The sequence below is a fragment of the Vibrio sp. KMM 9700 genome, assembly GCF_058545285.1.
Genome location: NZ_CM178590.1, coordinates 540,224 through 562,559 on the forward strand (window position 1 = coordinate 540,224; position 22,336 = coordinate 562,559).

The window sequence follows — 22,336 nt, forward strand, 5'->3', positions numbered from 1 at the left end:
AACTCAATAATATGAGGTCACTTGGGTATATTTGTACATCCTTGTACAAATCAGCAAGCTTATTTCTTACGGCAATATTCAGCGATAAGATACATTTGCTGGCCGTTTGCTTTACCAGAGATCAGACGAGGATCAGCGTCAAGGCTAATGCCACGCACGACTGTGCCTTGTTTGATTACTTGTGAAGAGCCTTTAACTGGAAGATCTTTAATCACAGTCACATCATCGCCTTTTTGAAGGATCACGCCATTCACGTCACGTGCACGTTCTTGGTCTTCATCCATGCCGATTTCAGCCCAGTTTTTCACTTCATCTTCCATATACATCATGTCAAGAAGCTCATTCGCCCAAGTCTCACCTGCGCGAGAAAGGTGCGTGAGCTGACGCCATGCAAGTACTTGTACTTGTGGCACTTGGCTCCACATGCTGTCGTTGAGGCAGCGCCAGTGGTTTACGTCTAGGTTTTCTGGCGTTTCAACTTGTGCAAGACAAGTATCGCAAAGCATAGCTGCATCATCCACTGTCACTTGCGTTTTAGGTGCAACAGGGTGCGCAGTTAGGTTTGAGCTTGAACCGCAAAGTTCACAAGTTGAACTGCAACGTTCAAGAAGGGTTGCTTCTGTAGACATAGTATTTCCTAATTTTTATTTCTTATTTAATGATGAAGAGGATTAAGCTTTCGCTGCTTCTTTTGCAGCTAAGAACTCTTCATAAGTGCCACGGAAATCGTGAACTTTACCATCACGGATTTCTAAAATGCGCGTTGCAATTGAGGATACAAAGGTACGGTCGTGCGAGACGAAGAATAAAGTGCCTTTGTAGTTTTCAAGTGCAAGGTTCAATGCTTCGATTGATTCCATATCCATGTGGTTGGTTGGTTCATCCATCAGCAGCATGTTTGGCTTATGCATCATAAGTTTACCAAGTAGCATACGGCCTTGCTCACCACCTGACAGAACTTTCACTGACTTTTTAATATCGTCTTGACCAAATAGCATGCGGCCTAGGAAGCTGCGCACGACTTGCTCATCGTCGCCTTCTTGACGCCATTGCGCCATCCAGTCGAATACTTTTAGATCTTGCTCAAAGTCATGAGCATGGTCTTGTGCGTAGTAGCCAATGTTTGAGTTTTCAGACCACTTATAAGTACCAGTTTTTGGCTCAAGTTGACCAGCTAGGGTGTTTAGTAGGGTAGTTTTACCCACGCCGTTTTCACCGATAATTGCCACACGCTCACCGACTTCAAAAATCGCGCTGTATGGTGCAATTAGCTCAGTGTCAAAACCTTGGGATAAGTTTTCAAGCTCAAGTGCATTACGGAAAAGCTCTTTAGATTGCTCAAAGCGAATAAATGGGCTTTGACGGCTTGAAGCTTTGACTTCTTCAAGTTGAATTTTATCAATTTGCTTGGCGCGAGAGGTTGCTTGTTTTGCTTTCGATGCGTTTGCAGAGAAGCGTGACACGAAGGTTTGCAGCTCTGCAATTTGGGCTTTTTTCTTGGCATTATCAGAAAGTAAGCGCTCACGTGCTTGGGTTGCAGCAAACATATAATCATCATAGTTGCCAGGGTAAACACGCAGCTCACCGTAATCTAAGTCAGCCATGTGGGTACAGACTTCGTTTAAGAAGTGACGGTCGTGCGAGATGATGATCATAGTGCAGTTACGTTGGTTTAAAGTCTGCTCAAGCCAGCGAATGGTGTCGATGTCCAAGTTGTTGGTTGGTTCATCAAGTAGCATGATGTGTGGTTCAGCGAAAAGCACTTGCGCAAGCAGCACACGTAGCTTCCAACCCGGCGCAACTTCGCTCATTGGGCCCCAATGCAGTTCAGTTTCGATGCCTACTGCAAGCAGCAGCTCACCTGCGCGAGATTCTGCCGTGTAGCCGTCCATTTCTGCGAATTGAACTTCTAGATCCGCCACTTTCATGCCGTCTTCTTCGCTCATTTCTGGCAAGTTATAGATGCGATCGCGCTCTTGTTTAACTTCCCAAAGCTCTTTGTGACCCATGATCACTGTATCAATGACGCTGTATTCTTCGTAGGCGAATTGATCCTGATTAAGTTTCGCTACGCGCTCGTTAGGATCAACGCTCACGTTACCAGAACTTGGCTCAAGCTCACCGCTGAGGATTTTCATAAAGGTTGATTTACCACAACCATTGGCGCCAATTAAGCCATAACGATTGCCTTCGCCAAACTTGATTGAGATGTTTTCAAACAGTGGCTTTGCGCCAAACTGCATGGTGATATTCGCTGTAGAAATCAATGTAGAACCCTTATTACGGTTAAGCTTGAAAAGAAATTATTTGCTGTAAAAAAGCGCAATATTGTAGCGGTTTTAAGCAAATTTTTCAAGTTTAGTGATCAGTTTCAAAGTTTTAGTATAGCAAACAGGGGTTAAATTTTGATGAATCGCGAATATTTTGCTGCTTCAGGCTTATCTTGGCTTGGCCTGACGCACTTTGCCCATAAAGTAAATTAATATTAGGAGTAATAACACGACAGGCGTAAACCAGAGCACATAAGTGCCGGAGTTTAATTTTGGCTTATATAAAACGAATTCACCAAAGCGCTCCGTCATGTAATCAAGAATCTCCTGATCGCTCTTGCCGGCATCGACAAGCTGATAGACTTTAAGGCGCATGTCGCGTGCAATCGGTGCGTTGGATTCCGTCAGGTTTTGATTTTGGCAACGTGGACAGCGCAGCTTCTTGCTTAAATCTAAGGCTCTGTCTTGGTCGGCCATTGATTTAAAAGGAAACAAATCCACTAAATGTGCATCCGGCGTCCCCGTGTCGGATATGGCCTTTGGCTCATTGCTATAGACATGGGCAGAGGTCAACGCAAAACACATCAGCGCTAAATAAAAATAATGTTTCACACTTAAGTTCCTTATACTAAGCAGTTTAACGTCTTATCAGCAGCTGCGATTATCGGTTTGGTTATTTTGCAGTGTTTCATATTCATCGACACTGATATGCGCAGGATCTGGCATACGTCTTTTGTGTTCAGGCTGTGGTATTTCAATCGGGCGTTTGCCTTTCGACTTCAAATATTGATACAAGCCAATGAGGGCGCCAAACACCATCAAATAGCAGGAATACCAAATTAGACGTACAAAAGGTTTGTACTGAATGCGCAGGGCATAGGTTTGATTTTCCAACTTATTACCTAGTGTAATATACCAATCCCCCAGTCCATCACTTAAAATGCCAGCTTCTGTCATCGGCATATTGCGCACCGTGTAATGACGTTTTTCCGGGTAGGCGAGGCCAATTTTTTCACCTTGTGGGTCGGTAATTTCAATGATGGCTTTTTCTGTGGTGTAATTTTGCGCAATTAAAAGTTGGGTATCTTGATAGCTAATTTGATAGCCATTGACCTCTACTTTTGTGCCCGGACCCATTTTTTCATGCACTTCAAAGCTGGTGTAGCTCATCATGCAAATGCCGATTAAACCAATCGCAAGACCAGAGTGGGCAAACACAGCTGCAAAGCCGCGGTAGTTTTGCTGGGTAATAAAGGCCAGCATATAAAAATAAGAGGTGATCAAGACCCAAATTGCTGCGATCACAGAAATAAAGCCTACCCAAAAGTTTTCACTTTGCCATTCAGGTACATAGAAATAAGCATATAAGATATAGCTAAGGCTTAAGCTTAATGTGAGCCCTACAGCAGTATAAAACTGAGAGGATTGAATTTGTGTACGAATTGATTTTGAGCTTGAGAAATAGCTCATTCCAATCAAGATACAAATCAATACACAGAGCGGGAAAAAGAAGAAATTAAAGTACGGCGCGCCGACGGAAATATCCCCTAAATCAAATGCTTGGAAAAACATGGGATACAAGGTTCCCAAGAGCACGATCAAACAAGCCAAGATCAGTAAACATACCCCAAGCCCAACCAGTAAGGGCTTACTGCGTGAATGTAATGGAGATTGTTGCAGGTAACGTCCGCCCTTTAAAGCAAATAAGCTCAACGAGACAATTAGCACTATGCTTAAGAGGCCAAGTAGCAATAAGCCTCGGGTTGGATCGGCAGCAAATGCATGCACAGACGTCATCACCCCAGAGCGCACGATAAAAGTGCCAAGTAGGCTAAACGCAAAGGCAGCAATCGCAAGCAAGAGTGACCACAAGTGCAAGAGTTTTTTATGATGAGCAATCAGCAAGGTGTGGATCAAACCGAGCGTGAGTAACCAAGGCATCAAGGAGGCATTTTCTACTGGATCCCAGAACCAAAAGCCACCCCAACCAAGTTCATAATACGCCCACCAAGAGCCAAGCATGATCCCAAAGGTTAAAAATGCCCAAGCGCAGAGTACCCAAGGGCGCAACCAAGCTGCCCATTTCCATTGCGGGGTTTGACTTAAAAGGGCGGCAATCGCAAAGGCAAACCCAACGGCTGTGCCAACATACCCTATATACAATAAAGGTGGATGGAATATCAGTGCAATGTCTTGCAGCATAGGGTTTAAATCTCGGCCTTCGATCGCAGCTGGGAGCATACGTACAAATGGGTTTGAGCTAAATAAAATTAAACTGCCGATACCTAGAATTAAGATCCCGAGCGTGGTGAGTACATAAATACTAAATTCACTTGGATAGGTCTTGCAGCGCCATGCAACCAATGCGCTCCAAAAGGACAAAGCAAAAAGAAGGAATAAAAATGAACCTTCGTGCCCACCCCAAACCGCTGCAATTTTATAGAAGCTTTCGAGTTGAGTGTTGGAGTGCATCGCGACATATTGCACTGAAAAATCGTCATTAAGAAAGCTAGCTCCTAAGAAGCCAAGGCTTAGTAACAAAAAGAATGTGATAAAAGGGTAAATTGGGCGAATTTGATTGATGTACGAAGGTTGATTTCTTACCGACGCATAGACGCCAAGTAGGGTTGCTAATAACCCAAGGCTTAATGCAAAGATAAGAGAAAGGTGTCCAAATTCAGCTAGCATAATGATCCATTTAAGTACGGCATGATTCTTGTTTGATCAATAAATATAAAAAAAGGCAACCGAATAAAAGGCCGCCTTGGTTTTCTTTGGTGAACGTTTTCACTGCTGAAATACTACACCAAGGTCATTTGTCCAGAATATAGGATGAACATTCTTAACATAAAGACCCCGATCAAACTTATCCCTGAAATTAATGTGACATACATCACGCTATGGGATATTTTCTTCGGTGTGAAATAATTTGCTAACAAAGGTACTAACATGCCAATAACAATTACCCCCCACCAGAACCAACTTGCCCAAAAGCCACTGCCAATCGCGTTGATCACCGCTTGGGTGCGTTGACCGCCACCAAAATATAATCCGGCAAAGAAAGCCACAATCGTAAATAGCTCGAGTAAGACCACTGGGCGCTCAATTTTGTGGATCAAGTGTGAGCAGGTGCTAGTGGTGGATTCTTTGAAGCATAAAGTGCCAAATAATAAACATGCCGCAGCCCCAGAAGATACACTTGAGAACAAGAATAAAATCGGTAGTGCTGGGTTATTCAGCATTGGGTAGGTTTGCAGCGCTGAAAGTAAAAAGCCAGTGTATGCAGCAAGCAAGATAGCCAATACAAAGAGCACAGTTTCAACTGGTTTGATGATTTTACCAATAAATGTCAGCACTTTTTCTACAAAGTTGCGCAATTTAACCCAAGTTGGCAGGTGTTTTTGCATCAAATCTAATACTAGCGTTTGATACAAGCTGCCAAGCCATGCAAAGAGCACTAGCATGTAGACTTGGAAGAGCAAGACGCCCATTGACATCACGGATGTTGGGTTATAGAAAATCATGATTTTCCAGAAGGTAAACGGGCGCTGCAAGTGGAAAATCAAGATAGTTAAACCTATGATAATTCCAAGTGGCGCAAAAATTGCGACCGCTTTGATGATCCCATTTTGCGCCGCATCGCCTTCAATTGCTTTACGTTTTAAATATAAAGCAATCATCACGCCGCCAGCCGACATCCCAGTTAAAAATAGGTATACCGCAATGATCCAGTCCCAGACCAAGGAGTCAAAATGGAATGGACTTGTGATTAATTCATTCATCCTAAAATCTCCCCTTTGTTGTTTGGCACTTTATACATTTGTGGATGTGTCCCAAGCTGATCTTTCATCCGATAAACAGGTTTTTGCGTGATAAGCTTGCTGATCTCACTGTTTGGATCGTTTAAATCCCCAAAAGTGAGCGCCTTAGTTGGGCAAGATTCGACACATGCCGGCTCTTTACCCTCGGCAAGGTTGGTTTTCTTACAAAAATCGCACTTGTCTGCCGCGTGGGTTTCTGGGTTGAAAAAGCGTACTTGGTACGGGCAAGCGGCAAGGCAATAACCACACCCGACGCAGCGGAAGTTATTGACATCGACAATCCCGTTTTCATCTTTAAACGCTGCGCCGGTTGGGCACACATGCACACAAGGTGGGTTTTCACAATGTTGGCAGGAGATACGCTCAAATTTATAGCTCGCATCGGGGTATTCCCCAAATGGGCCATGACGCTCAATTTTGAGGCGTGTCACCCCTTCAGGGACTTGGTTTACCTCACGGCATGCGTCAGTACATTTTGTGCAGCCAATACAAAGGGTTTCATCATGCACCATGCCATATTTGATTTTGCCATCTTCTTTGGTGGCAATGAGTTTTTTGCCAGCGGCGACAGCGACTGAGCTTATCGCGCCAGTAGTCATGATCACCGCCCCTGAACCAAGAAGGAAGTTTCGTCTTGAACACGTCATTATTTATCCTCCTTAGTGGCATCTGCAACTTGAGCCGTTGAGCCATGCGCCGCGCTGTATTTTTCATGCATAAGCGCTTGTTTTGCTTTGGTTTGATCGCCATGACAATCCACACATTCAGCAATTCGTGCATCATGGGTGATATCTTTCATTGGATCTTTTTTAGGATGCAATTGGTGGCACGATGCACAGCTGAGATCCTTGGCGTGCACATCATGGGTCCAATCACCTTCACGTAGTTTCTCTGGTTTAGCATGACATTGCGTGCACTGTTGATTTTGCGCAGCAATCACGCTTGGATCTTGCGCAGGTTTTTGCGTGCCAGCTTGAGTTTGAGCAGGGGAGAATGTTTTAACTTGTTTACCGCCGTCACGATGCTCAGGGCCAATTTTGCCATGGCAATCGACACAACCAATCGGACGTTTAGAGAGTTTACTCGTCTTATTAGTGGTTGCATGCGTGCCTTCAAATTCGAAACCATCGTCTTTGTGACATTGCGTACAGGCATAGTTTTTATCACGAACAAATTCCACTTTAGCCGTGGGCGCAGGATCCGTTGCCTTAGCATCGGTTTGCGCAGCCAAAGAAAGAGGTGATAAAACAAGCCCTACAAGTAACACGAGCCATGTCAGCCGTGTAAAAGGGGGTGTTTTAACTTTCATTAGATTGCACCTTGCAAAGAATATCTCACAGCATGTTGTATTAGTTTTAGGATGCTGTTTCGATGTACTTAAAGTAAATATCAACTTTGACTTGAATGTTTCTCTTAATAAGTAATTGAATTGGAAACACAAAAAATCGCCGCTGCCTTGGTGCAACTTTAGATTAGAAATATATTTAACTTTTGATATCCAGTATTTATCAAAAGGGATTTAAATTTAGCCACAACGCTATGCCTGTATATTTAACCATACTTGAAAAGAGGTTTCTTGGGCGCGGTTAACACTTATAAGGATTGAAAAGGATACTTGACGCAGCTTTGTGTTAGATCAAAGAAGGGTCTAATTCTAAAGTATCATTTCAAATGTATGTTAAAATTAAGGTGTTCTTTTTATAGGATAAATTTCAGATTTGAAATGATAAATTGAACATTTGCACTCTAGATAAGAAATAAGCCGCATTCACAACGCCATGCTTGTTAAAACTTAAATGGAGTATAGTGATATGAATAACCAATCCTCGCGTCTTTCGCCGATAGGGTACGCTGCCTATCTGTGCGCTGCGACGTTTTTGATCCATCCTTTTAGCGCCTTTGCTGAAAGCTCAGCCAATACGGATGCAAAAACTGCGCAAATTGAACAAACCATTCAAGCTGAAAAAGTCAAAGCTGATGAAGCACTTAAAACCGCTGAAGCTGAGCTAAAAGCCCAAGCTGAAAAGGCTAAAGCCGATCCGCAAAAAACTGCGGCTGTGAAAAAAGGCGAAGTGCAAACTGCTGCGCCAACCAAAGTTGATATCGAGAAACAAAATGCAGCGGTTGAAAAGTTTGATCCACGCAATGAAGATTTTGCCAAAGCACATCAAGATCAATACACCTCTTGGAAAGCCACGTCTGAAAGTAAACCTATTACCGATGCATTAGCAGAAGATCCTAACCTTGTGATTTTGTGGGCAGGCTACGGCTTTGCTAAAGACTATAATGCGCCGCGTGGTCACTATTATGCGGTGACAGATGTGCGTGAAACGCTGCGTACAGGCGGTCCTAAAGATAAAATCTCAGGCCCAATGACGATGGCGTGTTGGAGCTGTAAAAGTCCAGATGTGCCGCGCGTGATTGAAGAGCGTGGCGAAGACGGTTACTTTGAAGGCAAATGGTCACGTCTTGGTGAAGAAATCGTTAATCCAATTGGTTGCGCAGATTGTCATGACACTGGCAGTGAAGACTTTAAAAATGGTAAACCTGCCTTACGTATCGGCCGTACTTTTGCTGCGCGCGCAATGGATACCATTGGCAAACCATTTGAAAAACAAGATAGATTTGGTCAACAAGCACAAGTGTGTGGCCAATGTCACGTAGAATACTATTTCACAGGCCCGACTAAAGCAGTTAAATTCCCTTGGGATGATGGCATGACGGTTGATGATATGGAGAAATATTACGACAATATCGAGTTTAGTGATTGGACCCATGCTTTGTCGAAAACGCCTATGCTAAAAGCGCAGCACCCAGGTTATGAAACTTGGTCAATGGGCGTGCATGGTCAAAACAATGTTGCCTGTGTCGATTGTCACATGCCGAAAGTAACTAACAAAGAAGGCAAGGTGTATACCGATCATAAAGTGGGCAATCCATTTGATCGCTTCGAAGAAACTTGTGCCCAATGCCACACTCAAAGCAAAGAGCAGCTTCACGGCATCGTTCAATCACGTAAAAACAAAGTACGTGAAGCTAAACTTAATGCTGAGAAGCAAATTGTCGCGGCGCACTTTGAAGCCAAAGCGGCTTGGGATGCTGGTGCAACCGAAGAAGAAATGAAACCAATCTTGATGGATATTCGTCACGCACAATGGCGTTGGGATTATTCAATTGCATCGCACGGTATTCATATGCATGCACCTGAAGTTGGTCTACGCGTTCTAAATACTGCGATTGACCGCGCGGCAGATGCTCGCGTTAAACTTGCACGTCTACTCGCGAAAAAAGGCATTACAGACCCAATCCAAATCCCTGATATTTCAACTAAAGCAAATGCACAAGCAGCGCTTGGTATGGATATGGATGCAATGAATGCTGAGAAGCAAGACTTCTTAAAAACTGTCGTTCCTGATTGGGATAAAGCAGCTAAAGAACGTGAAGCCACTTATCCAAAGAATGATTAAGATTAAATAAATCATATCTGCTCCTCCCCTTTCCAAGGGGAGGTTGGGTGGGGTTCATTCACGTAACTAAAGCTAGCCCAGATGCTGCTATTGTTTTTACTGTGAGTCTGTTTCAAGCAATGGATTTTCTAATTTGAGGCTAGTTCAGACTATTCAGCTTTGTTCAAGGTGAGACTACCTCAGACTATTCTTGCTTTATTCAAGGTGAGGCGATCTCAGACTGCTCCTCCCCTTTCCAAGGGGAGGCTGGGTGGGGTTCACGTAACTAAAACTTACTCCACCGCAGCTTTTAAATCTTGCCACTGCACACCTTGCTTACCTTGTAGCTGAACCTGATAGCCTTGATACAACTCAATCAACTGCCCCGCAACCGACACCGCCACCTCCATCGGCAACTTGCCTTTGACTTGTGGCAGACCAATCGGGCATTGCATGTGCGCGATCTGCTCAGGGCTAAAATCACGATGCGCTAACCTGTGCTGAAATTTTTTACGCTTAGTCTCAGAGCCAATCACCCCAAGCCATAGAGAATCTGCACGCTTTAGGATGGCTTGGCATAACTCAAAGTCCAACATATGATTATGCGTGAGGACTAAAAAAGCCGAGTTTTCACTTGCCGCTTTGACCTGTTCAACCGGATCTTCATCGCAAATTTTTTCTACATTATCAGGGGTTTGAGCTGGGAAAATATCCGCTCGGCTATCAATCCAGCGAATACGAATGGGTAATTGGGCTAAAATTGGCACTAATGCATGGGCAATGTGTCCCGCGCCATAAATATCAAGGCGCAACTTATGATCGACAAAAATCTCAAACATCACGCGCACACTGCCACCGCAGCATTGACCCAAGTTTGCGCCAAGTTGAAACTCTTCGATATGTTGGCAAGGCTGATCTTGTGCAATAAACGCGCGAGCTTTTTCGATCGCTTTATATTCTAAATGCCCACCGCCTATGGTTGCGTATATATTGTCTTGGCAGACCACCATTTTAGTGCCGCTCGCGCGTGGGGTTGAGCCTCTGGTGTCAAGAACGGTTATCAGGGCATAGGCTATGCCTGCCGCATCTAACTTGCTTGCAGCTTGTAGCCAACTGGATTGATCGAGTCCCTGAAAAGACTGGTTAAGCATAATATCCTCCATGATAATGCAATTATTTACCGCTTAACTCTCCCAACCTTTCATGGGTAGATTCAATGGCACTTAAGCGATCACGTGCTTCTGGGCTTTTAGTGAACACGCAGCTAATCAGCAAATTTAAAACGCTCATGACGCTAGTATAAGAATCAAAAGGTGATCTGCCATGAACGATGCAATTTAGATGCCATTGTGCACGTTTATCTAAACTTGCAGCGGTTGGATCTGAGATTAACCCAATTGGCGTATGTGTATGGCTAGCGAGATCAAAGATTTGTTCTAAAATCGGCGTTCTGCGGCGCATCGCAAACACAATTAACAAATCGTCCTCATTTATATCAAACAACTCCTCCGCAATAGCTTGGTTTGCGCCCGGATGTAAACTGATATGACTGTGGAGTAAAGCTAACTGACGATATAAATATTGCGCAAGAAAGTTATTGTTACGATAGCCTATAATCATCACACGTTTTTTATTGCAAATCGCGTCCACTAATCCATGCAGCATATCTGGATTAATTGCTTCGATTGTGCGCTGTAAGTTTGCTTGCTCATAGTTAAGATGGCTTGTGAGTAGGCTATTAGTCGTTGACGGTTGTGCGTTATCAAAACTGCCACTTTGATAAATCGGAGCGCCCCATTTTTTTGCTGCGCGCGCTTGGCGACGGGCATCATTAAAATCTTTATAGCCTAAACGGCTGAAAAAACGCGTCGCAGCAGCGCGTGAGGTTTTTGCTAGATCGCACAATTCAGTGGCTGAATAGTCGGTAATATTGCCCGGAAAAGAGAGCAGCAAGTCTGCAAGAGGTTTCTCTGAAGGTGGGATAGTTTCATAATGCGCTCGGATCCGAGCATCCAGTCGATCTTGCTTATCTGTCTGACTCAATGTTTACTCCAGATGAATCGGTAAGTTATTTTCAAAAATAATAGCATATGAAAATTCTTTATCAAAGACTTGTTATGAACAAGCCCGCGTGTCATGACTCTTTCTTAAGATCATCGACATCACGGGCTTTTTATTTGGATTTTACTTATTTATTCTTAGATGGATGGCTTACAAACCAAACTCAGGTTTAACGATTTCCAACCACTTAGTGAGGCGCTCTTCAGTTAAGCTTGCTTGGTTGTCTAGATCTAGCGCTAGACCAACAAATTCATCGCCATCTAAGGCAGCAGATTCATTAAACTCATAACCTTTATTTGGCCAGCGGCCAACGATAGTTGCGCCAGTTTCTGAGAAAATATCATATAACTCGCCAAGTCCATCAAGGTACTCGTCTGGGTATTGCTCTTGATCGCCTAGACCAAATAGGGCGATTTTCTTGCCGCTAAAATCAGCCTCTTCTAAATCATCCGCTGCTTCTTCCCAGCTTTCATCTTCACAATCCACAGATAGACCCGGTAGTTCGCCATCGCCAAGTGTTGGGGTGCCGATGATGAGGTTATCATATGCCAATAAATCCTCTACTGAGCAGCTGTTGATATTCACCGGCTCTGCGACATCTGCGCTGTCTAACATTGCGTAAATTTGCGCAGCAACTTTTTTAGTTTTGCCAGTGTCAGTTCCGAAAATAATACCTGTTTTAGCCATGATTACGCTTCCTTTTGTTTTAGCTTATGCTTGGTAACTTAATATAAATGTTTGGGTTAACTTTCTTCTTCTGCATCAGCAGGTTTTGCCGTTGCAGGTAAATAAACTTCGATTCTGTCGCCTTCTTGAACCATTTGGCTTGTTTTACACACTTTGCCAAAAATCCCGATTTTAAGCTTTTGAATATCTAAATCTGGAAACTGCTCTAAAAGTCCTGATTGTAAAATGGCTTGCTCTGCCGTGAGTGCTTCATCTGATTCAAATTCTTGCCAAAAGCTATTGCTGCCGGCAGCATGTGCGACGCTAAACTTCATTTGCTGCTCCTTTTTTGGTTCTATTTGCAAAAAATGTATCCAATAGGCGCTTGCCTGAAAGTAAGACGCCGAGCATGATAAAGCCGCCGGATGGCAAAATAACAAGCAACATGCCACGATAATCAGGCAATAAGGTCATCTCAATGCTGGAGAATGCATCGCCAAGTAAAAGGCTAGCATTGGCAAATAAAGTGCCGCTGCCAATCACTTCACGAAAGCCGCCTAAAATAACGAGCGCCAAAGTAAAGCCAATGCCAGTGGTGAAGCCATCGATCATCGAGGGCAGCCAAGGGTTTTTTGACGCGTAAGATTCAGCACGGCCTAAAATGGCGCAGTTGGTGACGATTAAGGGGATAAACAGCCCTAAAACTTTGTGTAATTCATGCAGCCAAGCGTTCATTGCGAGATCGGCAATTGTCACCAAGGTTGCAATTAAAAGAATAAAGATTGGCACTCGAACTTGTGGCGTAAGCAAAGGGCGGATCAAAGAAACCAACAGGCTAGATAGCACCATAACTAAGGTCGTGATGATACCAAGTCCTAAGCCATTGGTCGCGCCACTGGTGACAGCAAGGAGTGGACACAGCGCCAACATTTGAGCAAAAACAACGTTATTGACCCAGATGTTATTTTTAGCCATCTCTTTATATTTGTACTCACTCATGGCTCTCTCCTTGGTTTACATCCTGTTTCTCAAGAAAGAAATCTTTATTCTTTTCAAATAACTGCAAGGTTTCATGAACCCCTTTGACGACAGCTCTAGGGGTGATGGTTGCACCAGTAAACTCATCAAAATCACCGCCATCTTTTTTCACCGCCCAGCCTTTTTGATCAGGTTGCTTCAGCGATAAGCCCATAAAGCTTAAGATCCAGTTAGATTTTTCTAGCTCAATTTTGTCCCCAAGGCCTGGCGTTTCGGTATGACTGAGCACGCGCACGCCGCTTAAACTGCCATCGGCGCGAATACCAATAAGCATGGAAATATCGCCAGAATAACCAGGCGTACTGGTATATAACACAATCGCACTGACGCTATCTTTTTGGCGTGCGCGATAAAAAATATAACTGCGTCCATCAATGTCAGCTTGATAACGTTTGGCTAAGGGCTGATTATCATAGGCTTTTGGCGGCAAGACTTGATCAAGCAGTTGAGTCAAGTCTTCATATTGTCTTTGCGCAATCGGCTCGGCGGTGAGGTAGTTGCTAAGCACAAGCAGGCTACAGACTAAAAGCGACACCATGCCCATTAGAAGCGCCGAATATGCGTGAGTTTGTTTGAGTTTCTCTAAATTTATGCTCATTTCACCTCTCCATAGCTGCGATGCTTGGTCACTGTCTCAATCAATGGACTGACGGCATTCATTAGCAAAATGGCAAAGGCTGCGCCTTCTGGGTATGCACCAAAGACGCGAATAATAAAGATTAAAAATCCGCAGCCAAGGCCATATAAAATGCGGCCTTTTGGCGTGGTTGGGCTGGTAACGGGATCAGTTGCAATAAAAAATGCACTCAGGAGTAAGCCGCCACTCACAAGGTGAGTCAGTGGTGATAATAGTGTTTCAGGTGAAACAAGCCATGCAATACTGACAGGCACGATACAACCAATAATTAGCCCAAGAGCGATGCGCCAGTCGATCACATGTTTGTGGATCATCCACAAGCCACCGAGTAAAAGCAATACAGGTGACTCACCTAAACTGCCGACATTTAGACCTAAAAATAATGACAAGAAAGAAGGCTGACTGACTTGAGCGCCCATTTCCATTGCGCTGCCTAACGTAGTGGCGCCGCTAAAGCCATCTATCAAATTGCTAAGGGCAGCAAATTCAGGCAATACAGGTGTTGGCGCAGGCCAGTTGGTCATTTCAACAGGAAAGGAAATCAAGAGCACAACACGCGCTAGCATGGCTGGGTTAAATAGGTTTTGACCTAAACCGCCGTAGACTTGCTTACCAAAGATAATGGCAATCGATGCGCCAAATGCGCCCAAATACCAAGGAAAGTGCGGTGGCAGGCTCATGACTAACAATAAAATAGTGACAATTGCACTGGTGTCGACCAAGCTGCCGACAGGCTTTTGCTGACATTTTTGGCATAGCCACTCAGTGACTAAGCCTGCAATCAAGGAAGCAGCAAGCAGCACTAAGGCTTTTTCGCCATATAAATAGAGCCCATATGCAAGCGCAGGCGTTAATGCAAGCACGACTTGGCGCATCAAGCGATTGACTGTCATTCCCGAATGAATATGTGGGGCGCTTAAAATCTCAGACATAACTTAGGACTCTTGTTCAACAGTTTTAGGGGCGCGGGAAGCGCGTTGCCCACGTTTGGCTTTTTTCGCAGCTTTTTCAGCGGCTTTACGCGCAGCCTCTTGTTCAAGGCGTAGCGTGCGCTGCTCGGCAAGTTTGCGCACCCGTTGGGCTTTGATATCCATCTTTTTCTGCCGCGCCACTTCAGTGCTGGCATAAGAAAAATATTGCGTCAGCGGCAGTGACGCTGGGCAAATAAAGGCGCATGAACCGCATAATAAACAGCTATTTAAGCCTTTATTCACCGCCGCATCTAAGTCATCATTTTCGATTAATTCTGCCATTGCATTGGGCAATAAACCCATAGGGCAGGCAGACACGCAGCGACCACAACTGATACACGGGCTGTTGCGGTGTTGCGGCAATTCACGCTCATCAAGAAATAACACGCCGCTGGTGCCTTTCATGATCGGGCTATGCATATTGGTGATCGTGTGTCCCATCATAGGGCCGCCAACCACGGTGCGCGCTGCACTTAATTTTAAGCCGCCACATGCTGCCACAAGCTCAGAAATTAAGGTGCCAATTGGCGCTTCGATATTCATAGGTTTTTCAAGGGCGCCGCCACTTAAGGTCACCACGCGATGAGTTAAGGTGCGGCCAAAACGAACCGCTTGATACACAGCAGCGCTGGTTGCGACATTTTGCACAAATACGCCAACATCGGTAGAGCGCTTGCCTTTTGGCACTTCGACGCCGCAAAGCGCTTGAATAAATTGTTTCGCAGAGCCCATTGGGTAATGGGTTGGCAGGACTTTGACTTCGATGTTTTCATCCTCACTGGTCGCATCAAGCAAGCACTGCAAGGCGTCAGGTTTATTGTCTTCAACGCCGATAATCGCTTTGCTCGCGCCACTTGCTTCGATTAAATAACGCACCCCACCAACAACTTGCACGGTTCGCTCTTGCATCACTAAATCATCACAAGTGAGGTAAGGTTCACATTCGCAGCCGTTGATTAATAAGGTTTCAACATTTTTATTTAAGGTTGAGCGCAGCTTGGTTGCGGTGGGAAAAACAGCGCCACCCATGCCAACAATACCTGCATTATCAATGATATCGATAAGCTCTTGACGACTTTGGTATTGAGTATCGAGCTTGCTATATTCACGCTTGGCGCTGGCTTGGCAAAGGATTTGGATCATCAATTGTTTTTCACCGCCGGGCACTGCTGCGCTAAAAGGCGCAATTTTTTCAATCGTCCCTGTTTGCGGCGCATGGATATTAGCGCTGCCGCCTTGGCCTTTGGCAATCAACTGGCCTGCAATGACTTTCTCACCAATAGCGACCACAGGTTTGGCCGGCTCGCCAGAGTGCTGTTTAAGCGCAATATATAAGCGTTTGGGCGGGTGGATACGTTGGATCGTGCCTTGATTGCTAAGGTTTTTTTGATCCTCAGGATGCACGCCACCGTTAATTAATTTCTTTCTGAAAAACATCTTTAGCTCCTTATTGCAACTCTGGTTTAGGCCATGCCCAACCCGTGCTAAAGATAGGATCTGTCTTATAGCTGAAGGCGTCTTGCGGACAAACTTCAGTGCAAAGTCCGCAGCCAGTGCAGATATCACTTAATACCCCATGCAATTGTTTATTTGCGCCAACAATCGCATCAAACGGGCATTTTTTAAAACAGCGGGTGCAGCCATCACAGCGCTCAGCGCTGATCTCGACAATTTGTGGCAGGCTCGCAGCGTTTGGATCTTTCTCTAGCGGCACATCGAGCAACACAGATAATTTTTCAGCTAGCGCAGAGCCACCCGGTGGGCAGCAATCTGGGCCTAAGTTACCTTCACACATAGCAACCGCTGCTTGTGCGCAACCGGGAAAGCCACATTGGCCGCATTGTCCGTTGGGTAGCACATCTAAAATGGAATCAACGAGAGGATCTTTCTCTACCGCAAAAAAACGTGCTGCCATACTCAGCGCAAAGCCCATGATGCTTGCGAGAATTGGTAAACTTATGAGTGCTAAAATATCCATCTATGCCTCCTTAAGCGAGTCCAGCAAAGCCAGAAAATGCCATTGCCAAAATCCCTGCGGTAATAAATCCAATCGGAGCGCCTTCCATCATGGCAGGGATGCGGCAAATCGCCATCCGCTCCCTAAGTCCTGCAAAAATAACGATCACTAAGGTAAAACCGACTGCCGAGCCAAATCCGTAAAGGATGGCTTCAATAAAATTAAGCTCTTCACGAATAGTGAGTAAGGCCACCCCAAGCACAGCGCAGTTGGTCGTGATCAAAGGTAAAAAGATGCCTAATAATTTATGCAACTCAGGGCTGTAATAGGCCACCATCATTTCAGTTAATTGCACAAATACGGCAATCACTAAAATAAAACTGAGTAAGCGTAAAAAATCTAAACCTAATGGGACTAATAAATAGTGCTCTAAGATCCAACCGACAGCGCAAGAAAGGGTTAATACAAAGGTCGTCGCAAGACCCATCCCAAATGCGGAGCCAACTTTATTCGAAACTCCCATAAATGGGCATAAGCCTAGAAATTGCACTAGAACTACGTTGTTGACGAGACTTGTGCTCAGCAGTAGTAATAGATATTGACTCATTTGTATTCCTTTATTTGTATCCATCTACCTAAAAGGTACTAATTTTATTAATCCTTGCAATTTGTGTGCCAATAAGAAAAAGAAGGATAAGTGTCTGATTTTTTGGAGCGACATAGTAGAGGGATGAGATGCTTTCTAAGTGTTAAGAAGCATAGACATAATTACGTGATGTCTTTTGTTTTCAGAGGATTACCAATATAAATAATATAATAATACATTTAACGGTAAGCTCAAATGATATTGCTAGCTTATAAATCAACGCGTAGTAAAGTTGTAATTGACTGTAATTAAAAGATTTTTAACTAACTTTTATACTCTTTTATTACTTACTTCTGCACTATTTATGTGCGTTTTTATTTTTTATTGCACTATAATCAAGCATACAATTCACCATTATCTGGCAAAGATGCACTTTAAACTAGCATTGTTAACATCTATCTTAACCTCTATCTAAGTTATGATTTCTTACTAATTCGTCTATTTTGTCGCTAGTTTGCGACACAAAATGCTCATCCCTTGCGCTTATATCGATTTTGATTATTAAGCAGTTCATTTAAAAAATCCACAACATTTTGAAAATAAATTATCTAAAATCAAAAAAGTGAAAATAAATTATCATAAACTGGTTGTCATACTGATAATAAGGTTTTAGTATGTTTGTTAGTTGATAATGGATTTTCAGTTTCATGTGTAAGGATAGAGAATGAGTGAATTAGGTTTTAGCATTAATGCACAGCGCTTGCAGTCGCGTTTAAACGCATTAGGAGAGATGGGAGCGCTTGAAGGCGGTGGTGTCTCACGCTTAGCTCTGACAGATGCGGATAAGCAAGGTCGTGATCTTGTTGTCGGTTGGATGCTTGAGCTAAACCTTGATGTTCGCATTGATCCGCTTGGCAACGTGATTGGCACGTTAAAAGGCCAAGAAGATATGCCTTGTATCATGATGGGCTCGCACATTGATACAGTGTCAACTGGCGGTTTATATGATGGCAACTTAGGTGTGCTGGGCGGTCTTGAAGTCATAGAGACTTTAATTGATAACAATATCAAACCTTTGCAACCTATCAGTGTTGGCTTTTTTACCAATGAAGAAGGCTCACGTTTTGCCCCTGACATGATGGGCAGCGCCGTGTTTACCCAAGTCTTGAGCCTTGAAACTGCGCTTGAAACTATTGGGATTGATGGCGTAAGCGTTGGCGATGAGCTAAAACGTATTGGTTATCAAGGAGATGCGCCATTTTTAAATGTCTCGAAAGATGTAGCGGCCTACCTTGAGCTGCATATCGAACAAGGTCCAGTGCTCGATGAGCAAAATCTAGATATTGGCGTTGTCGAAGGAGTGCAAGGCATTTCTTGGCAAGAGTTTCAACTCACTGGGGTGTCAAACCATGCTGGCACCACGCCAATGGGCTATCGCCAAGATGCAGGTTTAGTTGCCGCAAAAGTCGCCACCTTTGTGAATGAGCTTGCGCTGTCTATGGCGCCGAATCAACTGGCAACGGTTGGCGCATTAACTCTTGAGCCAAACTTGGTCAATGTGATCCCAAATTTTGCTAAGTTTACGGTTGATTTACGCAACCCAGATGAAGCGCAACTGCAACAAGCGATTGCTGCATTGGATGAGTATATTCATGCGCAAGCGAAAGAACATGGCCTTGAAGTGGTGACCAAAGAACTCGCGCGTTTTGAGCCAGTGCCGTTTAATCCAGAGCTTGTAAGCAGCGTTGAGCGCGTCGCGCAAGCAAAAGAATTTTCCACCCATCGTATGTTTTCTGGCGCTGGGCATGATGCGCAAATGTTTGCCCCGCATTGCCCAACCGCTATGGTTTTTGTCCCGAATTACAAAGGGATCAGTCACAATATTAACGAATATACAAGCCCAGAGCAGGCGGCAAAAGGCGCGGATGTGCTGCTGCAAACTGTTTTGGAATTGGCAACTTATTAAAAAGGAATTGATAAATGTCTAGAATGTTAACCGTGGGCGTTGCCCAACTTGGTCCAATCGCCCGTGATGAATCTCGCGAGCAAGTCGTTGCACGTATGATCACGCTACTAACAGAGGCAAGCGAGAAAAAGTGTAAGTTTGTTGCCTTTCCTGAGCTTGCGTTAACCACGTTTTTCCCGCGTTGGTATTTTGAAGATGAAGCGGAATTAAATAGCTTTTATGAAACTAAAATGCCAAATGATGCGACGCAAGCTTTGTTTGATAAAGCCGCTGAACTTGGGATAGGTTTCTATCTTGGATACGCTGAGCTAAGCGAAGAAGATGACGGCCAAGTGCATAAGTTTAATACCTCTATCTTGGTCAATGAAGAAGGCCAAGTGGTTGCGAAATATCGTAAAATTCACTTGCCAGGCCACAAAGAAAACGAACCTTGGCGTCCATTCCAACACCTTGAAAAACGCTATTTTGAACCGGGCAACCGCGGCTTTGGTTGTTGGGACTTTATGGGTGGCAAAGTCGGCATGGCGCTATGTAATGATCGCCGCTGGCCTGAAACGTACCGCGTGATGGCATTGCAAGGCGCGGAGATGATAGTGCTAGGTTACAACACGCCAATGCATTACCCGCCAGTGCCGCAACACGATCACCTGCAAGGTTTCCACAATCATGTGGTGATGCAATCTGCTGCGTATCAAAATGGCTGCTGGATTGTCGCATGTGCGAAAGCGGGTAAAGAAGAAGGTTGTGATTTACTTGGTGAAAGCTGCATTATTGCGCCAACCGGTGAAATTGTCGCTCAAACCAAAACGCTTGGTGATGAACTGATTGTTGCAGATTGTGATTTTGAGCGCACGCGTGAAATCAAAGAGCACATCTTTAATTTTGACTTGCACCGTATTCCAAAAGAGTATGAGATCATCAGCCGTCCAAAAGATGCAGTTGAATAAGCGATAGTTAAATCTCTTTTCAAAAAGTTATAAAAAATGCCAAGTTTGAGTTCGCTCACTTGGCATTTTTTTATTATAAGTAACAATGGTTTAATTCTTAATTTCGTACTTCTTAATCTTACGATATAAGGTTGCGATCCCTATCCCTAACTCTTGCGCCACCAATTTACGATTGCCTAAACGGTTAATCGCCTCTTCAATTTTTTGTTTTTCCATACTTTCAAGGCTCATATTGGCATGATCTTGGACAAGGGTTGGCGCACTAGGGCGCTGCGCTTGCAGCATTTGGATATGCGGCGGCAATAAGTCAGTATCAATTTTCCCACCTTCAGGCAAAATATTAATTAAATACTCGACTAAGTTACTCAATTCACGAACATTTCCCGGCCAGTGATACTGAGTTAAGTTATCCATCGCTTCTTGGGTGATCCCCGGATAACTGACGCCAATTTTTTGACTATGATGGGACATAAAATAATTCACCAACAAGGCGACATCGCCAGCACGTTCTTTGAGTGGCGGCAGATATAAAGGGATCACATTGAGGCGATAATAGAGATCTTCACGGAATTCATTATTGGCGATTAAGGCCTCAAAGTTGCGGTTTGTCGCCGAAATGATGCGAATATCAACGGGAATTGCTTTATTCGAGCCAATTGGCACCACTTCACGGGTTTCCAGCACACGCAACAGTTTGGCTTGAAGTTGCAATGTCATATCGCCAATTTCATCGAGAAATAAGGTGCCATGATTAGCGGCTTCAATTAAACCGACACGCCCTTGATTGGATGCACCAGTAAATGCGCCTTTGACATAACCAAAAAGCTCACTTTCTAAAAGCTGATCAGGAATTGCCGCGCAGTTAATGGCAATAAACGGGTTTTTGCTGCGGTTGCTGAGTTTGTGAATCGCATTGGCGATAACTTCTTTGCCCGTGCCACTTTCACCATTAATCAAAACGCTCGATGGGCTTGAGGCAACTCTGCCAATTAAGGATTTGATATGTAACATCTTTTCACTTTCGCCAATCATGTCGGCAAACACAGCATTGGGTTCTATTTTTACCCCTGAGCTATGCGGCTGATAAAAAGACATCAAAAAGAGTTTATGTGATTGCGAGCGGTTAAAGCGGCCAATTAATAATTCGTCACGCGCGCCAAGGCTAATAATATGCTGCTGCTCGCCATCTATGTTGTTTTTATGGTGAGCTAATGGCTTGATATTAATCTTGATTTTACTTAAATCTGACTTTTTCAAGCTTAAATGATTGAGCGCAGGTTGGTTGCCATATTTGACGTAATCATTTTCATCTAAGACTAAAACCCCTTGATCCATATTATCAATCAGATTTAAAAACACTTCTTCAAGGCCATGCTCTGGGCTGTCTTTTTCAGCAAGGTTGGCCACCACAAGTTGCGCCACATGCTTAATATAATCCGAGAAAGTGGCACTATTTTGTTGGATGTTTTGCTGCGCTTCGTCATTAAATGCCACGAGACTTATTACGCCAATGCATTGCTCATTGCTGATGATAGGCACGCCTAAAAATGCTGTTTCAGTGCATTTATGGCTGTTCTCACATTTGCCGCAAAAGGAATCATCTTGGGTGCGAATAATTGTTTTTTGCTCTTTTGTTTCAAGGATATAGCGAAACAACTTGGCGCTATGGTTTAACTTTTTGCCAAATGAATGATTGTATGGGCCTGTCCCTGCGATGCGCACTAAGTCTGAGTCTACAACTTCAGCATCAATTTTAAGCACAGATGCGAGCATATTGGTGAAGCGAATAATAGTCGGCTGAATCGCCATGAGCTGCGAGGTGAAGTTTGAGTTCTTATCTAAGTGTTGCATATAAATCCATTTAATATTGATTTCGAAGCGATTTTATAGTGTCACAATTCCCATATCTTTTCCATTGATTCACTAGGCTTGAGGACAGGGCGATGTGAAAACCGCACTCTGCTTGACTT

General features: G+C 44.1%; 21 protein-coding genes. 3 read left to right on the forward strand and 18 right to left on the reverse strand.

Features of this window, described 5'->3' with window-relative positions:
• Positions 1-59: 59 nt before the first annotated feature.
• The 7 genes from AC2VOY_RS13615 to nrfB form a co-directional block, all read right to left on the reverse strand.
• Positions 60-629 carry a PhnA domain-containing protein gene (locus tag AC2VOY_RS13615; protein WP_491833113.1) on the reverse strand — a complete coding sequence of 190 codons (570 nt, stop codon included), beginning with the start codon at positions 627-629 and terminating at the stop codon, positions 60-62.
• Between the two features lie 42 nt (positions 630-671).
• Complete coding sequence (locus AC2VOY_RS13620; protein ID WP_491833114.1) at positions 672-2,267, reverse strand: ABC-F family ATPase; 1,596 nt, start codon at positions 2,265-2,267, stop codon at positions 672-674.
• Between the two features lie 171 nt (positions 2,268-2,438).
• Positions 2,439-2,882 (reverse strand): cytochrome c-type biogenesis protein, encoded by a 444-nt coding sequence (locus tag AC2VOY_RS13625; RefSeq protein ID WP_491833115.1) that lies wholly within the window; start codon positions 2,880-2,882, stop codon positions 2,439-2,441.
• A gap of 36 nt (positions 2,883-2,918) precedes the next feature.
• Positions 2,919-4,958 carry a heme lyase CcmF/NrfE family subunit gene (locus tag AC2VOY_RS13630; RefSeq protein WP_491833116.1) on the reverse strand — a complete coding sequence of 680 codons (2,040 nt, stop codon included), beginning with the start codon at positions 4,956-4,958 and terminating at the stop codon, positions 2,919-2,921.
• Positions 4,959-5,071: 113 nt separating this feature from the next.
• On the reverse strand, positions 5,072-6,052 hold the full coding sequence (gene nrfD / locus AC2VOY_RS13635; RefSeq protein WP_491833117.1) for a cytochrome c nitrite reductase subunit NrfD: 981 nt from the start codon (positions 6,050-6,052) through the stop codon (positions 5,072-5,074).
• Entirely contained in the window at positions 6,049-6,738 is a 690-nt protein-coding gene (nrfC, locus tag AC2VOY_RS13640) for a cytochrome c nitrite reductase Fe-S protein (RefSeq protein ID WP_491833118.1), read from the reverse strand. Before nrfC ends, nrfD begins: the two co-directional genes overlap by 4 nt.
• Entirely contained in the window at positions 6,738-7,400 is a 663-nt protein-coding gene (gene nrfB / locus AC2VOY_RS13645; RefSeq protein ID WP_491833119.1) for a cytochrome c nitrite reductase pentaheme subunit, read from the reverse strand. Before nrfB ends, nrfC begins: the two co-directional genes overlap by 1 nt.
• Before the next feature lie 502 nt (positions 7,401-7,902).
• Here nrfB and nrfA point away from each other — a divergent pair.
• Positions 7,903-9,558, forward strand: a complete 1,656-nt coding sequence (gene nrfA, locus AC2VOY_RS13650) for an ammonia-forming nitrite reductase cytochrome c552 subunit (RefSeq protein WP_491833120.1) — start codon at positions 7,903-7,905, stop codon at positions 9,556-9,558.
• Positions 9,559-9,830: 272 nt separating this feature from the next.
• Here the strand turns inward: nrfA and xdhC are convergent, their stop codons facing one another.
• From xdhC to rsxA, 10 genes are all read right to left on the reverse strand, one after another.
• Positions 9,831-10,688 carry a xanthine dehydrogenase accessory protein XdhC gene (xdhC, locus tag AC2VOY_RS13655; RefSeq protein WP_491833121.1) on the reverse strand — a complete coding sequence of 286 codons (858 nt, stop codon included), beginning with the start codon at positions 10,686-10,688 and terminating at the stop codon, positions 9,831-9,833.
• A gap of 22 nt (positions 10,689-10,710) precedes the next feature.
• Positions 10,711-11,580 carry a MurR/RpiR family transcriptional regulator gene (locus AC2VOY_RS13660; protein WP_491833122.1) on the reverse strand — a complete coding sequence of 290 codons (870 nt, stop codon included), beginning with the start codon at positions 11,578-11,580 and terminating at the stop codon, positions 10,711-10,713.
• Between the two features lie 168 nt (positions 11,581-11,748).
• The gene (locus AC2VOY_RS13665; RefSeq protein ID WP_491833123.1) at positions 11,749-12,285 is read right to left on the reverse strand and encodes a flavodoxin; all 537 of its coding nucleotides are present in this window, start codon (positions 12,283-12,285) and stop codon (positions 11,749-11,751) included.
• A gap of 56 nt (positions 12,286-12,341) precedes the next feature.
• A complete protein-coding gene (locus AC2VOY_RS13670) occupies positions 12,342-12,599 on the reverse strand; it encodes an RnfH family protein (protein ID WP_491833124.1) in 258 nt (85 codons plus the stop codon).
• Positions 12,589-13,263, reverse strand: a complete 675-nt coding sequence (locus AC2VOY_RS13675; protein WP_491833125.1) for an electron transport complex subunit E — start codon at positions 13,261-13,263, stop codon at positions 12,589-12,591. The genes AC2VOY_RS13670 and AC2VOY_RS13675 overlap by 11 nt, the downstream gene beginning before the upstream one ends.
• Positions 13,256-13,900, reverse strand: coding sequence for an electron transport complex subunit RsxG (gene rsxG, locus AC2VOY_RS13680; RefSeq protein ID WP_491833126.1), 645 nt, complete (start codon positions 13,898-13,900; stop codon positions 13,256-13,258). The genes AC2VOY_RS13675 and rsxG overlap by 8 nt, the downstream gene beginning before the upstream one ends.
• A complete protein-coding gene (locus AC2VOY_RS13685; protein ID WP_491833127.1) occupies positions 13,897-14,871 on the reverse strand; it encodes an RnfABCDGE type electron transport complex subunit D in 975 nt (324 codons plus the stop codon). The genes rsxG and AC2VOY_RS13685 overlap by 4 nt, the downstream gene beginning before the upstream one ends.
• 3 nt (positions 14,872-14,874) lie before the next feature.
• Positions 14,875-16,347: an electron transport complex subunit RsxC gene (rsxC, locus tag AC2VOY_RS13690; protein ID WP_491833128.1), complete on the reverse strand. Its 1,473-nt coding sequence runs from the start codon at positions 16,345-16,347 to the stop codon at positions 14,875-14,877.
• Positions 16,348-16,357: 10 nt separating this feature from the next.
• The gene (locus tag AC2VOY_RS13695; protein ID WP_491833129.1) at positions 16,358-16,888 is read right to left on the reverse strand and encodes an RnfABCDGE type electron transport complex subunit B; all 531 of its coding nucleotides are present in this window, start codon (positions 16,886-16,888) and stop codon (positions 16,358-16,360) included.
• Positions 16,889-16,898: 10 nt separating this feature from the next.
• A complete protein-coding gene (gene rsxA, locus AC2VOY_RS13700; protein ID WP_491833130.1) occupies positions 16,899-17,474 on the reverse strand; it encodes an electron transport complex subunit RsxA in 576 nt (191 codons plus the stop codon).
• Positions 17,475-18,177: 703 nt separating this feature from the next.
• Between rsxA and AC2VOY_RS13705 the strand changes: the two genes are divergently transcribed.
• A complete protein-coding gene (locus tag AC2VOY_RS13705; protein ID WP_491833131.1) occupies positions 18,178-19,419 on the forward strand; it encodes a Zn-dependent hydrolase in 1,242 nt (413 codons plus the stop codon).
• A 14-nt stretch (positions 19,420-19,433) separates the two neighbouring features.
• Positions 19,434-20,366, forward strand: a complete 933-nt coding sequence (locus AC2VOY_RS13710; protein ID WP_491833132.1) for an N-carbamoyl-D-amino-acid hydrolase — start codon at positions 19,434-19,436, stop codon at positions 20,364-20,366.
• Positions 20,367-20,456: 90 nt separating this feature from the next.
• Here the strand turns inward: AC2VOY_RS13710 and AC2VOY_RS13715 are convergent, their stop codons facing one another.
• Positions 20,457-22,217 carry a sigma 54-interacting transcriptional regulator gene (locus tag AC2VOY_RS13715; RefSeq protein ID WP_491833133.1) on the reverse strand — a complete coding sequence of 587 codons (1,761 nt, stop codon included), beginning with the start codon at positions 22,215-22,217 and terminating at the stop codon, positions 20,457-20,459.
• Between the last annotated feature and the right edge of the window lie 119 nt (positions 22,218-22,336).